The following is a 14,938-nucleotide window of genomic DNA, read 5'->3' as shown; positions in this document are numbered from 1 at the left end:
GCTGTCCCGCTAACCAGGCACCTTTCTGACCATGCGGTTGCCGGTGATACTCATGAACAAACTCGCGGATCTCCACCACAGTGAACCCTGGACTAATCGACATTCCTCTGACTCCTACTGATCGTGAACTGACTCACAACCAGCTTGACGCAGAGGGGAAATCTCAGAAACTTCGTCGAATTCGTCCGGCGCGGGCGTTGGGGCGGGCGGATGCCCCCTGCAGGAATTGGTGGCGAAGGGCGGCGGACGGCAGAATGTCACCATGGCCTACGAGTTCGAACGCAAGCAGCAGATCGTCATTCTCGGCGGAGGGCCCGGCGGATACGAAGCGGCGATCGCCGGAGCACAACTCGGGGCGGAGGTCACCCTCGTCGAAGAGGTCGGCGTCGGCGGGTCGGCGGTCATCACGGACGTGGTGCCCTCGAAGTCCCTCATCGCAACCGCTGAGGCCACCAACTCCATCGGCGACGCGACCGAGCTCGGCGTCCAGCTCTACGTGCGCGGCGCCGACGGTAAGCCGAGCCGCCCCGAGGTCGCGATCAACCTCGCCGCCGTCAACAAGCGCCTCCTCGCGCTCGCCCGCCAGCAGTCCGAGGATATGCGGGCCACGCTCGTCACCGCCGGAGTGCGCCTCGTGCAGGGCCACGGCCGCCTCGACGGCACGAGCGGCGTGATCGTCGCGACCTCGGAGGCCTCCGGCACCGATTTCGACCGGATCAGCGCCGACACCATCGTCGTCTCCGTGGGCGCGAGCCCGCGCATCCTCCCGACCGCGGTCCCCGACGGTGAGCGCATCCTCACCTGGACCCAGCTCTACAACCTGCGGGCGGTGCCCGAGCACCTGATCGTCGTCGGGTCCGGCGTCACCGGCGCCGAGTTCGCCTCGGCGTACCGGGCCCTCGGTGCCCGCGTCACCCTGATCTCGAGCCGCGACCAGGTGCTGCCCGGCGAGGACGCCGACGCCGCCGCCGTGATCGAGAACGTCTTCAAGCGCAACGGGATGGTCGTCCTCAGCAAGTCCCGCGCCGAATCCGTCGTCGTCACCTCCACCGGGGTGCTCGCGACCCTGTCCGACGGCCGCAAGGTCGAGGGCAGCCACTGCCTGATCGCCGTCGGCTCTGTGCCGAACACCCACGGGATCGGCCTCGAGGAGGCCGGAGTGCAGCTGACCGACTCCGGGCATATCCGGGTGAACCGGGTCGCCCGCACCTCGATGCCGAACATCTATGCGGCCGGAGACTGCACGACCGAGCTGCCCCTCGCATCCGTCGCCTCGATGATGGGCCGCACGGCGGTGTTCCACGCGATGGGCGACGCGGTGAACCCGATCGAGATCCGCAATGTCGCGGCCAACATCTTCACCCAGCCCGAGATCGCGACCGTCGGCTGGACGCAGAAGCAGATCGAGGACGGGCTCGTGCGCGGGACCATCTACAAGCTGCCCCTCGCCGCGAACCCGCGGGCGAAGATGATGGGGATCAAGGACGGCTTCGTCAAGCTCTTCGCGACCACGACCACCGGCACCGTCATCGGCGGCGTCATCGTCGCCCCGAAGGCGAGCGAACTCATCTTCCCGCTCGCGCTCGCCGTCGAGCACCGGCTCACCGTCGATGAGGTCGCCAGGGCCTTCCCGGTCTACCCGTCGCTGACGGGCTCGATCACGGATGCCGCCCGGGCGATGCACATCGTCCTCTAATCCCGAACGGATCCCCACACACCCCGACCCGCGTCCTCGCGAGAGTGCACTTTCGGCCCATAAAGCGCGGTTTTAAGGGCCGAAAACGTACTCTCGCGGGACGGAGGGTCAGCCCTGGAGGGACTGCCGGATGGCGCGGGGGAGAGCGGCGACGATGATCGCGTGCGACTCGGTGATCAGCTCGCGCACGTGGTCGGCGGGAACGGAGCCGTCGAGTCTCACGGTCACCCAGTGCCGCTTGTTCATGTGGTACCCGGGCTCGATGCCGGCAACGCTCCGGATCAGCCGCGGCACGTTCTCCGGGAGCGCCTTGAGCGTGATCGACCGGCGCGGGGCATCCGGCTGGTCGACGGAGAACATCTTGCCCGCGACCTTCATCACCCGGGCCTCCGGCCCGAACGGGTACGTCTCGACGGCGCCGTTCAGGTCGAGCAGGAACGCGGTCAGTTCGTCCGGATCCACGACGGTCCCCTTCCCCGGCCGACGATGAGCGAGCGGATGCCTGCAGTGCGGTGCCTACGCGGCGTCGGTCACGGCGAGCAACAGATACCCGCTCGACACCGTGGCACCGACGACGGCGCCGATGCTGCCGATCACGCCGTCCTTGTGCGCGGTGAGCGGCTGCTCCATCTTCATGGCTTCGAGCACGAGCAGCAGGTCGCCCTTGACGACGACGTCGCCTTCAGCGACGGCGAGCTTGACGATCGTGGCCTGCATCGGCGCGACCACGGCGTCGCCGATTGCCGTGTTCACCGAGTGGGCCACGCCGCGGCGACGCGGGGCGGGACCGGCGGTGCTTTCGGCGGTGCCGGGCAGGAGACGCACGGGGAGGCTGACCTCGATGCGGCGGCCCTCGACCTCGACGACGACGTTGTGGCGCTTCTCGGCGGTGCCCTCGTCGGTGAGGGAGCCGTTCCACGGTTCGATGTCGTTGACGAAATCGGTTTCGATCCACCGGGTGTAGATCGAGAACGGCTCGCCGTCCGAGGGTGCGAACGCGGGGTCGCGCACGATCGCGCGGTGGAACGGAAGCACGGTCGGGAGGCCGGCGATGTCGAACTCGTCGAGGGCGCGGCGCGAACGCTCGAGCGCCTCCTCGCGGCTCGCGCCGGTGACGATGAGCTTGGCCAGCAGGGAGTCGAAGGAGCCGGAGATGACGTCGCCGGCCTGCACGCCGCTGTCGACGCGCACGCCGGGGCCGCCCGGCGCCCTGAAGACGTGCACGGGGCCGGGAGAGGGCATGAACCCGCGGCCGGGGTCTTCGCCGTTGATCCGGAATTCGAAGGAGTGCCCGCGCGGGATCGGGTCGTCGTAGTCGAGGCGGCCGCCCTCGGCGAGGCGGAACTGTTCGCGGACGAGGTCGATGCCCGTGACTTCCTCGGAGACGGGGTGTTCGACCTGGAGCCGGGTGTTGACCTCGAGGAAGGAGACGGTGCCGTCCTGGCCGATCAGGAACTCGCAGGTGCCTGCGCCGAGGTAGCCGACCTCCTTGAGGATGGCCTTGGACGCGCGGTACAGCTCGTCGTGCTGAACGGTCGTGAGGAACGGTGCCGGTGCCTCCTCGACGAGCTTCTGGTGGCGACGCTGCAGCGAGCAGTCGCGGGTGGAGACGACGACGACGTTGCCGTAGGCGTCCGCGAGGCACTGGGTCTCGACGTGGCGGGGCTTGTCGAGGTACTTCTCGACGAAGCACTCGCCGCGACCGAAGGCGGTGACGGCCTCGCGCACGGCCGAGTCGAAGAGCTCAGGGACCTCTTCGCGGGTGCGGGCGACCTTGAGGCCGCGTCCGCCGCCGCCGAAGGCCGCCTTGATCGCGACCGGCAGCCCGTACTGGTCGATGAAGTCGAGGACCTCTGACGCGCCCTCCACCGGGTTGAGCGTGCCTGGGGCCATCGGAGCGTTCACCCGCTCGGCGATATGCCGCGCGGAAACCTTGTCTCCGAGCTGCTCGATGGCGTCGGGAGACGGGCCGATCCAGACCAGGCCGGCGTCGATCACTGCGCGGGCGAAATCGGCGTTCTCGGCGAGGAAACCGTAGCCGGGGTGCACGGCGTCGGCACCCGAACGGCGAGCGACCGAGAGGATCTTCTCGATGACCAGGTAGGTTTCTGCGCTTGTCGTACCGTCGAGCCCGTACGCCTCATCTGCGAGGCGGGCGTGCACGGCGTCACGATCCTGGTCGGCGTAGACGGCGACCGAGAGAATGCCGCTGTCTTTCGCGGCTCGAATCACCCGGACGGCGATTTCGCCCCGGTTGGCGATGAGGACCTTCGTTATGCGGGACACAGTGCCTGAGCTTATTGGAGATCGAGCCCGAGACTTTGGTTCTCTTCAACAAAAAGAACCCCCAAAAAGGTATGGATGCCTACAAAGCGTCCTCGAAACCCGCTGTGCGTCACACTTTCGCGCGGTTCCAGAGGCTCGGCCAGGAGTGCCCGAGACTCAGCACGAGCCGGCGCAGCGTCGGCAGGGACAAGCCGACGACGGTCGAGGGATCGCCCTCGATGTGGGTGATGAACGGGGCTCCCAGACTGTCGATCGTGAAGGCCCCCGCCACGAACAGGGGCTCTCCCGTCGCGATGTACGCGTCGAGCTCGGCGTCGTCGATGTCGTCGGCGAAGGTCACGTCGGCGACCGCGACGGCCCCGACGGCCCGGCCGGGCACGCCGGCCCTGTGTTCGATGAGCCAGTGGCCGGAGTAGAGCTGCCCGGTGCGGCCGCGCTGCAGCTCCCAGCGCTCCCTGGCCCGCTCGGCCGTGTGCGGCTTGCCGTAGATCACGCCATCGATGACGAAGACGGAGTCCCCGCCGAGCACGAGGTGCACGTCGTCACCGTCGGCGGCCTCGGCGTCCAGGGCGACGATCGCCCGGGAGACGTCCTCCGCCTTGGCGCGAGCGAGCAACTCGACCGTGTGACGGGGCGTCAGCGGTGCGCCCAGCATCTGGGCGGCATCCGCTGCGACTTCGTCTTCGTCGACGCCGGGCGCGATCGTGACCGGCTCGATGCCCGCGGCACGCAGGAGCGTGAGCCGGGCCGGAGAGGTCGAAGCCAGATAGAGGCGCATGGTTCCCTTTGTGCGACGAGATAAGCGGCGATAGAAGCGATGTGGGATGCTCGAACAATGGCCACCAGCAATGACACACCGGCGAATCTCCCCGCACACGCAGCCGAGGTGGGTACTGAACTCGAACTCCTCGTCACCAACGTAGCTCACGGCGGTATCTTCATCGCCAGGCACGAAGGCCGCGTGGTCTTCGTGAGCGACACCCTGCCGGGGGAGCGCGTGCGCGCCCGGCTCACCTCCGCGAACCACAAGAGCTTCTGGCGCGCGGAGACCGTCGAGGTCCTCGACGCGGCCAGCGAACGCCAGCCGCACATCTGGGCCTCCGCTGCCGTCGAGCGCGACCCGGACGACCGGGCCGGCGGCGCTGAGTTCGGCCACATCGAACTCGGCTTCCAGCGCGAACTCAAGCGCCAGGTGCTCGCAGACTCCCTGAAGCGCATGGCGAAGATCGAGTCCGACGTTGTCGTCGAACCCGTGCCGCTCGGCCCCAACGCCTCGCCAGGCGACGCGGCGGACGGCACAGGCTGGCGCACCCGGGTGCGCCTTCACGTCGACGAAGACGGCACGGTCGGCCCATACGCGGCCCGCTCCCACCGGGTGATCCCCGTCGGCGATCTTCCCCTCGCCGAGCGGATGCTCGAAGCGGCCGCCCCGCTCGACCAGCGTTTCCCCGGAGCGGCTTCGGTCGACGTCGTCTCCCCGAGCCTCGGCACCGTGCAGATCCTCGTCTCGGAGCCGGATGCGCGCGGTAAGCCCAAGGCTACCCCGCGCACCCTGATCCATGAGGTCGTCGGTGACCGGGAATTCCGTCTCGACGCCGGCGGGTTCTGGCAGGTGCACGTCCGCGCCGCTGACACCCTGTACCACGCCGTCCAGGACCTGATCGATCCCGAGCTGTTCGACCCCCGTGCCACCAACCTCGACCTGTACGGCGGCGTCGGGCTGCTCGCTGCGGCCGTCGGTGACAAGTTCGGCAGCGCCGTTCGAATCACCTCCGTCGAGAGCGACGCGCACGCGACCGACTTCGCCGCAGAGAACCTCGCGGAATGGGTCGGAGCGAGCGTTCGCACCGACCGGGTCGACCGCTTCCTGGCCGGCCTGGTCCGGGACGCGAGCGCCGCCGAACGGGTGAAGCACCAGGCGGCGACCGTCGTCCTCGACCCGCCGCGTTCCGGCTCAGGCCACGAGGTCATCGACCAGCTCGCGGTGCTGTCCCCGAAGCAGATCGTGTACGTGGCCTGCGATCCCGTCGCCCTCGCCCGCGACATCGCCCTCCTCAACGGGCACGGATACGAGCTGCGGAAGCTGCGCGCGTTCGATCTCTTTCCGAACACACATCACGTCGAAGCCGTCGCCCTGCTGTCCAAATAGCTATCGTTGACGTGTACGTGCAATGGAAGAATGTAGGAACAAGTGACGCACCCGACAACACCCGCGACCCCTCCGACGACGACGACGGATGCCTCCGCCGGCCCGGCCGGTGCGACCCTGGGTTCGACGCACGCCGCTGAAGCGCGTACGCCGCTCGACCACCCGGTCCGGGTGGGCATCGCCGACGATCACGAATCCGTCCGCCTCGGTATCCAGGCCGCCTGCGAGAACGTCGGTTACGAGGTCGTCGCAACCGCGGCGACCGTCCAGGGACTCGTCGACGGGATCGGCGGACGTCCCTGCGACGTGATCGTGCTCGACCTCTCCCTCGGCGACGGCTCCCTCGTCACCGACAACGTGCACCTGGCCCAGAGCGCGGGCGCCTCGGTGCTCGTGCACAGCATCGCCGACAGGGTCGCCCTCGTTCGCGAGGCCCTCGCAGCGGGCGCCGCCGGCGTCATCCCGAAGTCGTCGCCCACGACGACAGTGATGGCCGCGGTGGCCTCGGTCGCCCGCGGCGACGTGCTCAACAACCTCGAATGGGCGACCGCGATCGACGCCGACCGCGATTTCTCCAAGGCCCAGCTCGGCCGCAGGGAACGGGACGTTCTGCACCTCTACGCCTCCGGCCTTCCGCTCAAGATGGTCGCCATGCAGCTCGGCATCGCGCACTCGACCGCGCGGGAGTACCTCGACCGGATCCGCGTGAAGTACGTCGAGGTCGGGCGTCCCGCTCCGACGAAGGTCGACCTGCTGCGCCGGGCCGTTGAAGACGGAATCCTGCCGGGGCTGGACCCGGATGGCGGAGATGGCCGCGGCTGAAGCAGCGGGCACGATCCCGCAGCTCCCGACACGGTTGCCTCCCGACCGCCTGGAACTCGCACCCGTCGCGGCGGAGGGCATCCGGGCGCCCGGCATCCGCCAGCCCCGCAACCCGATCAGCCGGTCCCGGATCGAGGTCGTGATTTCCCGGTCCGTCGCCGGGGTCGCCGTCGTCTTCTCCCTGCAGGCCCTCCCGGCGATGCTGCAGCAGATCCCGTTGCGGCTGCCGGTCATGGGCGTCGCGATGCCGGTCGCCCTCGCCGTCGCGGTCGCCGCCGTCTTGGTGGCCTCGATCACCAAAGTCGGGGTGCGCATCACGACCGGCGCCGTTGCACTCATGTATTTCGTCGCCCTGATCGGGTGGCCGTTCCTGATGCGGGACCCGGCGGCCGTCCTCGATGGGAAGCCCTGGCTCTGGTACGTCTGCACGGTCGCGACCTCGTGCGCGGCCATCTCGTTCGCGCTCGGCTGGGCGTGCGCGTACACCTTCGCCGCCCCGCTCGCCTACGGGATCGTGCGTTCGCTGCCCTCCGGCGGTGACGCGGACGCGCTGCTGGCCTCCCTCGACGCCGTCTACGCGACGCTCCTCGGCCAGGTCCTCCTGATCATGATCTTCATGCTGCGGCAGACGGCCGCCTCCGTCGACGCCGCGCAGACGAATGCGCTCAACAAGTACGCGAACGCCGTGCGCCAGCACGCCACCGAGGTCGAGCGCGTGCAGGTGGACTCGATCGTGCACGACAGTGTGCTCGCGACGTTCCTCGCTGCAGCCGCCGCCGGTAGCCCGAAGGCCGCGCAGCTCGCCTCCGGGATGGCCACCGACGCCCTCCAGCGCCTCACGGACGCCGCGATCACCCCGGCCGTCGACGATAGCACGGTGAGCTTCTCCGAGCTCGCCGGGCAAATCCGCCTCGCGGCCTCCCGGCTCGCGCGGCCGTTCACGATCGTCGAGTGCGCCATCCCGAAGCTCGCCGTGCCCACGCACGTCTCCGAGGCGATCCTCGCGGCCTCCGTCCAGGCCATGGCCAACAGCGTGCAGCACGCCGGCACAGGCCCCGGCGCGCCCGATCCGGAGCGCGTGCTGACGATGAGTGCGAACAGCCAGGGCGGATGCACCATCCAGATTTCCGACACCGGCGTCGGCTTCGACCCCGCCCTCGTCCCGAGCGCGCGCCTCGGCCTGCGTATCTCGATCGCGGAACGGGTGCAGAGTGTCGGCGGCTCCGTCACTGTGTGTTCGACACCGGGACAGGGCACCACGATCACGATCGACTGGCCGCTGGACGGCGGGGTGAGCCCCTGATGATCACCGTCCCGCGCGGCCTCGTCCTGTTCCTCGCCGGTCTCTTCTCGGCGTACCACATCGTGCTCGGCATCTACTCGCTCGACCTGCCGCGCACCCCGGGGCCGACGATCTTCGCGCTCGCCCTTTATGCGCTCGCGACGGTCCTGAGCCTCTGGCCCTCGAGCCCGATGCGGATGGGCCTTGCGCTCGCCTTCTTCAACGTTGCGGTCTGCGTCGTGATCCCGCTGCTCGTCGGCAGCCAGCTCGACGGCTCCGCCAGGAACGGCTACGCGACGTGGTACGTCGCCGCCGTCGGCACCCTGATGACGATCACGGCGACGCGCCGCCGCACGGCGCTCGCCTGGGTCGGCGTCGGCGCGCTCGTCGTGCACACGATCATCTGGGCCGGCCCGGCCCAGCTGCTCGACATGGGCGTGATCGGGAGCGTCGTCTGGGTGACCGTCGCCGTCCTCCTCGCCCGCGCCCTCGCCAAGGCGGGGCGTGATGCGCGCCAGTATGCGCTCGCGGAGCGGGAGGCGACGGAGTGGCAGGCCGCCCAGGAGGCGCACCTGTTCGAACGCCAGGTGCGCCTCGCGCAGACGCTGCGCCTCGCGTCTCCCATGCTGCGCCGCATCATCGACAAGCACGGGGAGCTCGACGCGGAGGACCGCCAGGAGTGCCGCTACCTCGAAGCCGCCGTGCGGGACGAGATCCGCGGCCGCAAGCTGCTCAACGACGCCGTGCGCGAGCAGGTGATGACGGCCAGGCGCCGTGGCGGCATCGTGACGCTGCTCGACGAGGGCACGATCGACGACCTCGACGGTGCGGAGCTCGAAACCGTCCTCAACCAGCTCGCCGCCGCCATCGGCGAATCGACGGCCGACACGATCATCGCACGCACGGCGGGGGAAGGGTCGGCGACGGCCGTGACCGTGGTCGGCCTCAGCAGTGCGGATGCCCGGCTGAGCGCCCTGGGGCAGGACTCACCGGAGCCCGAGGTCGACCTGTGGCTCGAGATCCCTAGGGACCCGGCCACGGCATCCACCCTCGGCGCCTGAGGTCCTGCGGGGAACGACCGGCCCGGAAGGGAGTTCCCGGAACGGTGAGCCCGGAACGCAAAAAAGAAAAGGAAAAAGAAAAAGGGGACCAACCCGAAGGCTGGTCCCCTTTTTACGTTGTGCCAGGGCGACAACCCGAATGTCACCCTGACGTGCCCCCAGAATTCGCCTGCTTACCCTAGTCGACGAGTTCTGGCTGTGTAACTCAGTGAGCGACACCTAGCAATATCTATAGTGGTCGAGCCGTGCGCCATTCAAAAGTCGGCATTTAGGGGGACCGGCCAGGACCCCGACGGTTCAGGCCCGGAACTCACCCCAGCTGCTCTGCCCGGACACGAAGGGCGGCCGGATGGCCCGCTGGCCGGCCTGCCAGCCGCTGAGGGCGCCGGTCGGCTTCTTGTGCAGGCTGCCGGTCTCCTCGCGGAGCAGGCCGTGCAGCACGGCAGACACGGCCGCGGCCTCGACCGGGCTGATGCCGCGGGTCAGGAACCGCAGGTGCGCCGGAGCATCCGCGGGGGTGTTTTCCGGTGCGTCCGGTCGGGCGTTCTCTTCGTCTGCCATGGTCGCTCCCTACAGCGGGATATTGCCGTGCTTCTTGGGCGGCAGGCTCGAGCGCTTGGTGCGCAGGGCACGCAGCGCCTTGGTGATAGCGACCCGAGTGGCTGCCGGCTCGATGATCCCGTCGAGCTCGCCGCGTTCGGCGGCGAGGAACGGGCTCGCGACGTTGTAGGTGTACTCGTTGGCGAGGCGGGTGCGCACGGCGTTGACGTCCTCGTCCGCGGCTTCGGCTTTCTTGATCTCGGCGCGGTAGAGGATGTTCACGGCTCCCTGGCCGCCCATCACGGCGATCTCGGCGGTCGGCCACGCGAGGTTGATGTCGGCGCCGAGCTGCTTGGAACCCATCACGATGTACGCGCCACCGTATGCCTTCCGCAGGATCACGGTCACGAGCGGCACCGTCGCCTCTGCGTAGGCGTAGAGCAGCTTCGCGCCGCGGCGGATAACGCCGGTCCACTCCTGATCGGTTCCGGGCAGGAAGCCGGGAACGTCGACGAGGGTGAGGATCGGGATCGAGAACGCGTCGCAGAACCGCACGAAGCGGGCGGCCTTCTCACCGGCCTGGATGTTGAGCGTCCCGGCCATGGCGTTGGGCTGGTTGGCGACGATGCCGACGGACCGACCCTCGACGCGGGCGAAGCCGACGACGATGTTCGGGGCGAACAGCGGCTGCGTTTCGAGGAAGTCGCCGCGGTCGACGATGTGCTCGATCACGGTCTTGACGTCGTATGGCTGATTCGGCGAGTCCGGGATGATCGTGTTGAGCGCGCGGTCGGCATCCGTCGTCTCGAGCTCCACGTCGCTGTCGAAGACCGGAAGCTCGGCGAGGTTGTTGTCGGGCAGGAAACCGAGCAGGGTGCGGGCGTAGTCGAGCGCGTCGGCCTCATCGCTCGCGAGGTAGTGCGCGACACCGGAGACCTTGTTGTGGGTGAGCGCGCCGCCGAGCTCCTCCATGCCGACGTCTTCGCCGGTGACGGTCTTGATCACGTCGGGGCCGGTGACGAACATCTGGCTGATCTTGTCGACCATGATCACGAAGTCGGTGAGTGCGGGGGAGTAGACCGCTCCACCGGCGGCGGGGCCGCAGATGATCGAGATCTGCGGGATGACGCCGGAGGCTGCGGTGTTGCGGCGGAAGATCTCGCCGTACTTGCCGAGGGCGACGACGCCCTCCTGGATACGCGCTCCGCCGGAGTCGAGGATGCCGATGATCGGCACGCCTGTCTTGAGGGCGAGGTCCATCACCTTGATGATCTTGTCGCCGGCCACCTCGCCGAGCGATCCGCCGAAGATGGTGAAGTCCTGCGAGTAGACCGCGACCTGGCGGCCGTGGATCGTGCCGGTGCCGGTGACGACCGCGTCGCCGTACGGCCGCTTCTTCTCCATGCCGAAGCCGTGGGTGCGGTGCCGCACGAACTCATCGAGCTCGACGAACGAGCCCTGGTCGAGGAGGAGCTCGATGCGCTCGCGCGCGGTCATCTTGCCTTTGGCGTGCTGTTTTTCGATCGCCGCCTCACCGCTCGCGGTCACGGCTTCGTGATAGCGAATCTTGAGGTCGGCGAGCTTTCCAGCCGTCGTATACAGATCTGGTCCCGAAACGGGCGAATTGTCACTCACGCCGTTCACTCTACCGGCCAGCTCTCGGCCCGGACCGTTGACGAAACCCTACAAAACCCGGCCCGATCGCTGGCCGTTCTGTTCCCCCGGGCGGGCAGAACTCCTGAAGATTCCGCAAATTCGGTTCAAAATGTGGCATCGGGGGCATCTTCCGGGAGAATTGCAGGAATCGGAAGTAGGTCAAATGCAGTTTCCACTCAGCCGTGACGCGGTGAGCCGGTTCGACTATCTCGACGAGGCCGGGTCCACGAACGACGTGCTCGTCGGCCACGCGACGGGGGCGAATGCCGCCGACTGGCCGCACCTGTCGACCGTCGTCACCGACAACCAGACCCGCGGTCGGGGACGGCTCGGCCGCACCTGGCTCGCCCCCACCGGCAAGTCGCTCGCCATCTCCGTGCTGCTGCGCCCGCTCGTCGGAACGGGCACCGGCGAGGGCACGCCCCTCCCGGTTGACCGCTTCGGCTGGTTTCCGCTCCTCGCCGGCGCCGCGATGACCATCGCCGTGCGCGCGGAGGTCGAGGCGAGCCTCCTCGCTGGCGCCCCGTCCGCTGGCACGTCGGCCGCCGGACCCGACGACGGTGAACAGCCCGCCCACGAGGTCACCCTGAAGTGGCCCAACGACGTGCTGATCGACGGATACAAGGTGTCCGGCATCCTCTCGGAGCTGCTGCCGGACACCCGCGGGCTCGTGATCGGCACCGGCCTCAACCTCTCCCTCGACGAACACGACCTGCCCACACTCACCTCGACCTCGCTGCTGCTCGTGACCGGCCGTGCCCCCCAAGCGGATGCCGTGCTCGCCCGCTACCTGATCGAACTCTCCCGTCTCACGGCCGATTTCCTCACGGCCAACGGGGACCCGGTCGCGAGCGGACTCCTTGGTACCGTCACGGCACTGTGCGGCACCCTCGGCTCGAAGGTGCGGGTGCAACTGCCCGGCGGTGACGACCTCGTGGGGGTCGCGATCGCGCTTGACGAGTCGGGCCGGCTGATCGTGGAGAACCAGGCCACCGGCGAGCCGCAGGCCGTCGCGGCGGGCGATGTGACCCATCTGAGGTATTAATAGGGTCATGACGAACAACAGGGGGACGGGCCCGGCAGATCCGGGGGTCCCGGCCGAACGGGTCGTGGCCGCGCTGCGCCCGCACGGTCGCGTGCTGCTCTGGCCGACTCTCGCGCTGGTCGGCGTCTGCACGGCAACGGGGTACTTCTACGGCAACCTCGCGGAGCCGTGGCAGGACAGCGCCCTGCTCTGGGTGGCGGCCGCGGTCGTCGTGCTGGTCTGGCTGCTGCCGCTCGCGTCCTGGCTGAACCGGCGGTACACGATCACGACACGGCGCATCATCTTCCGGCGCGGTTTCTTCGTGCGGACCCGGCAGGAGCTGCTGCACAGCCGTGGCTACGACGTGAGGGTGCGGACGACCTGGCTGCAGACCCTGAGCGGTTCAGGCGACGTGATCATCGCCTCGGGCTCCGAACGGCCGCTCGTGCTGAAGGACGTGCCCAATGCGACCCTGGTGCAGCGTGTGCTGCACGATCTCATCGAGCAGTCGCAGACCGGATTCGATTCGCGGCGGCGCGAGGAATCAGCGTTCGCTGCCGACCAGACGACCATCTGGAATGGTCGCTAGGCTCGCCGTCACCGGAGCGACAACGCGACGGTGCGGGGCGAAGACCCAGTAGCGGTAGAGCACGAAGCGGAAGATCGCGCCGAGGATGAGGCCGATCACGTTCGAGGAGACGTTGTCGGCGACGACGCTGGTGTGGCCGAGCACGTAATGGCTCACCCACAGGCAGGCGAGTCCGATGCCCATGCCGACGAGGCTGACGCCGAAGAATTCGATTCCCTCGCGGAGGGTCTGGGACTGGCGGCTCTTGCCAAAGGTCCAGTACCGGTTCCCGATCCAGTTCACGGCGATGGCGAGGATGGTCGAAACGACCTTGGCGTAGATCGGCCCGGCGTGGACCAGGTGCGGATCGAAGACCGTGGTGCGGAGCAGATTGAACACCGAGAAGTCGACGGCGAAGCCGACGAGCCCCACGGCGCCGAAGCTCGCGATCTGAATCGCGAGGGCGACGAGCCGTGCTGATTTTCCCGAGGTAATCGGCATACATCCATCCGGTCTATGGGCGAAGATAGAACAACAATCCACGAGTCTACGGCGCAGACACCGCCTCAGACTGAAAATCGGTGCGTCCGAAAATGAACGGTCGCACAGAAATCGGTGACGAAATGAGCACGACAGTCGGCGTAATCGGGGGCGGCCAGCTGGCCCGGATGCTGATCCCCGCTGCGGTGAACCTCGGGATCGACCTGCGCGTCCTGGCCGAGGCCGACGGCATGTCGGCCGGCCTCGCCGCGACCGGGGTGGGGGACTATCACGACCTCGGCACGGTCCTCGCCTTCGCCGAGACCGTCGACGTGATCACCTTCGACCATGAGCACGTGCCCCAGGCCGTGCTCCGTGAACTCGTTGCCCGCGGGGCCACCGTGCGCCCGGGACCGGAGGCCCTCGTCTTCGCCCAGGACAAGATCGAGATGCGCCGGCGCCTCGGCGAGCTCGGGCTCCCGGTTCCGGACTGGGCCGCTGTCGAGAACACGGCGGAGCTCGCCGTCTTCATCGCCGACCACGGCGGCCGCGCCGTGGTCAAGACGCCACGGGGCGGCTACGACGGCAAGGGCGTCCGGGTGGTCACGCACAAGCACGAGGTCGACGACTGGTTCCTCGCGCTCGCCGAGGACGCCAACGGCGGCGCCCTGCTCGTCGAGGAGCACGTGCCGTACACCCGGGAGCTGGCCCAGCTCGTGGCCAGGCGCCCGTCCGGCCAGGTCGCCGTGTGGCCCGTCGTCGAAACCGTGCAGCGCGACGGCGTCTGTGCCGAAGTGATCGCCCCCGCGCCGCTGTCGAGCGGACGACTCGCCGCGGTCGCCGCCGACATCGCCACGCGAGTCGCGGAGGGCATCGGCGTGTGCGGCGTGATGGCCGTCGAGCTCTTCGAAACGACGGATGAGCGCCTCCTGATCAACGAACTGGCGATGCGCCCGCACAACAGCGGTCACTGGTCGATCGAAGGATCGACCACGAGCCAGTTCGAACAGCACCTCCGTGCTGTCCTCGACCTCCCGCTCGGTGCGACGACGCCGCGCGACGAGTGGTCGGTGATGGTGAACATCCTCGGCGGACCCGCAGAAGGCACTCTTTTCGATCGGTACCCGGCCGCTTTCGCCGCGCATCCGTCGGCGAAGGTGCACAACTACGGGAAGGACCCGCGACCGGGCCGCAAGGTCGGCCACGTCACCGTTGGCGGTTCGGATCTGGACGACGTCGCCTATGAAGCGCGTGCCACTGCGGCTTTTTTTCAGGACTGACACCTAAGATCGACTGCGTGCCCGAGAACCCCATAGCAACCAACCCGCTGTCGGAGAACCGAGAAACGCCCCCGGCGCCGCGCGCGCCGCTCGT

The 14,938-nt window shown here is 68.5% G+C and carries 14 protein-coding genes; 8 read left to right on the top strand and 6 right to left on the bottom strand.

Translation table 11 applies throughout. The annotated features are described in order from the left end of the window. Positions 1 to 262: 262 nt before the first annotated feature. Entirely contained in the window at positions 263 to 1,696 is a 1,434-nt protein-coding gene (locus E3O39_RS07465; protein ID WP_134449078.1) for an NAD(P)H-quinone dehydrogenase, read from the top strand. Between the two features lie 108 nt (positions 1,697 to 1,804). Here the strand turns inward: E3O39_RS07465 and E3O39_RS07460 are convergent, their stop codons facing one another. The 3 genes from E3O39_RS07460 to E3O39_RS07450 all read right to left on the bottom strand — a co-directional run bounded on the left by E3O39_RS07460 (position 1,805) and on the right by E3O39_RS07450 (position 4,760). After that, a complete protein-coding gene (locus E3O39_RS07460) occupies positions 1,805 to 2,158 on the bottom strand; it encodes an MmcQ/YjbR family DNA-binding protein (protein ID WP_134449077.1) in 354 nt (117 codons plus the stop codon). 54 nt (positions 2,159 to 2,212) lie between these two features. Continuing rightward, on the bottom strand, positions 2,213 to 3,982 hold the full coding sequence (locus E3O39_RS07455) for a biotin carboxylase N-terminal domain-containing protein (protein WP_134449076.1): 1,770 nt from the start codon (positions 3,980 to 3,982) through the stop codon (positions 2,213 to 2,215). Between the two features lie 109 nt (positions 3,983 to 4,091). Next, on the bottom strand, positions 4,092 to 4,760 hold the full coding sequence (locus tag E3O39_RS07450; protein ID WP_134449075.1) for a nucleoside triphosphate pyrophosphatase: 669 nt from the start codon (positions 4,758 to 4,760) through the stop codon (positions 4,092 to 4,094). Positions 4,761 to 4,817: 57 nt separating this feature from the next. Between E3O39_RS07450 and E3O39_RS07445 the strand changes: the two genes are divergently transcribed. The 4 genes from E3O39_RS07445 (at position 4,818) to E3O39_RS07430 (ending at position 9,296) form a co-directional block, all read left to right on the top strand. Further along, on the top strand, positions 4,818 to 6,131 hold the full coding sequence (locus tag E3O39_RS07445) for a class I SAM-dependent RNA methyltransferase (RefSeq protein WP_134449074.1): 1,314 nt from the start codon (positions 4,818 to 4,820) through the stop codon (positions 6,129 to 6,131). A 117-nt stretch (positions 6,132 to 6,248) separates the two neighbouring features. Continuing rightward, entirely contained in the window at positions 6,249 to 6,953 is a 705-nt protein-coding gene (locus tag E3O39_RS07440; RefSeq protein ID WP_134449083.1) for a response regulator transcription factor, read from the top strand. After that, positions 6,940 to 8,256 (top strand): sensor histidine kinase, encoded by a 1,317-nt coding sequence (locus E3O39_RS07435; protein ID WP_134449073.1) that lies wholly within the window; start codon positions 6,940 to 6,942, stop codon positions 8,254 to 8,256. Before E3O39_RS07440 ends, E3O39_RS07435 begins: the two co-directional genes overlap by 14 nt. Beyond that, positions 8,256 to 9,296, top strand: coding sequence for a hypothetical protein (locus tag E3O39_RS07430; RefSeq protein ID WP_134449072.1), 1,041 nt, complete (start codon positions 8,256 to 8,258; stop codon positions 9,294 to 9,296). Before E3O39_RS07435 ends, E3O39_RS07430 begins: the two co-directional genes overlap by 1 nt. A 297-nt stretch (positions 9,297 to 9,593) precedes the next feature. Here E3O39_RS07430 and E3O39_RS07425 read toward each other — a convergent pair whose 3' ends face one another. Both E3O39_RS07425 and E3O39_RS07420 read right to left on the bottom strand, forming a co-directional pair. Then, positions 9,594 to 9,857 carry a hypothetical protein gene (locus tag E3O39_RS07425; RefSeq protein WP_134449071.1) on the bottom strand — a complete coding sequence of 88 codons (264 nt, stop codon included), beginning with the start codon at positions 9,855 to 9,857 and terminating at the stop codon, positions 9,594 to 9,596. A gap of 9 nt (positions 9,858 to 9,866) precedes the next feature. Further along, complete coding sequence (locus E3O39_RS07420; RefSeq protein WP_370294735.1) at positions 9,867 to 11,480, bottom strand: acyl-CoA carboxylase subunit beta; 1,614 nt, start codon at positions 11,478 to 11,480, stop codon at positions 9,867 to 9,869. A 175-nt stretch (positions 11,481 to 11,655) separates the two neighbouring features. On the opposite strand from E3O39_RS07420, the gene E3O39_RS07415 reads away from it, so the two are divergent. After that, positions 11,656 to 12,537 carry a biotin--[acetyl-CoA-carboxylase] ligase gene (locus tag E3O39_RS07415; protein ID WP_134449069.1) on the top strand — a complete coding sequence of 294 codons (882 nt, stop codon included), beginning with the start codon at positions 11,656 to 11,658 and terminating at the stop codon, positions 12,535 to 12,537. Positions 12,538 to 12,544: 7 nt separating this feature from the next. Beyond that, entirely contained in the window at positions 12,545 to 13,105 is a 561-nt protein-coding gene (locus E3O39_RS07410) for a PH domain-containing protein (protein ID WP_241975220.1), read from the top strand. On the opposite strand, the gene E3O39_RS07405 is transcribed toward E3O39_RS07410, so the two are convergent. Next, a complete protein-coding gene (locus E3O39_RS07405; protein WP_134449068.1) occupies positions 13,061 to 13,585 on the bottom strand; it encodes a GtrA family protein in 525 nt (174 codons plus the stop codon). The genes E3O39_RS07410 and E3O39_RS07405 overlap by 45 nt on opposite strands. 122 nt (positions 13,586 to 13,707) lie before the next feature. On the opposite strand from E3O39_RS07405, the gene E3O39_RS07400 reads away from it, so the two are divergent. Continuing rightward, positions 13,708 to 14,844 carry a 5-(carboxyamino)imidazole ribonucleotide synthase gene (locus E3O39_RS07400; protein ID WP_134449067.1) on the top strand — a complete coding sequence of 379 codons (1,137 nt, stop codon included), beginning with the start codon at positions 13,708 to 13,710 and terminating at the stop codon, positions 14,842 to 14,844. The last annotated feature ends 94 nt before the right edge of the window (positions 14,845 to 14,938 follow it).

The organism is Cryobacterium sp. MDB2-A-1 (assembly GCF_004402675.1).
Lineage (GTDB): Bacteria > Actinomycetota > Actinomycetes > Actinomycetales > Microbacteriaceae > Cryobacterium > Cryobacterium glucosi.
The sequence above is the reverse complement of the archived record's forward strand: the minus strand, read 5'-3'. Positions and strand labels throughout refer to the sequence as shown.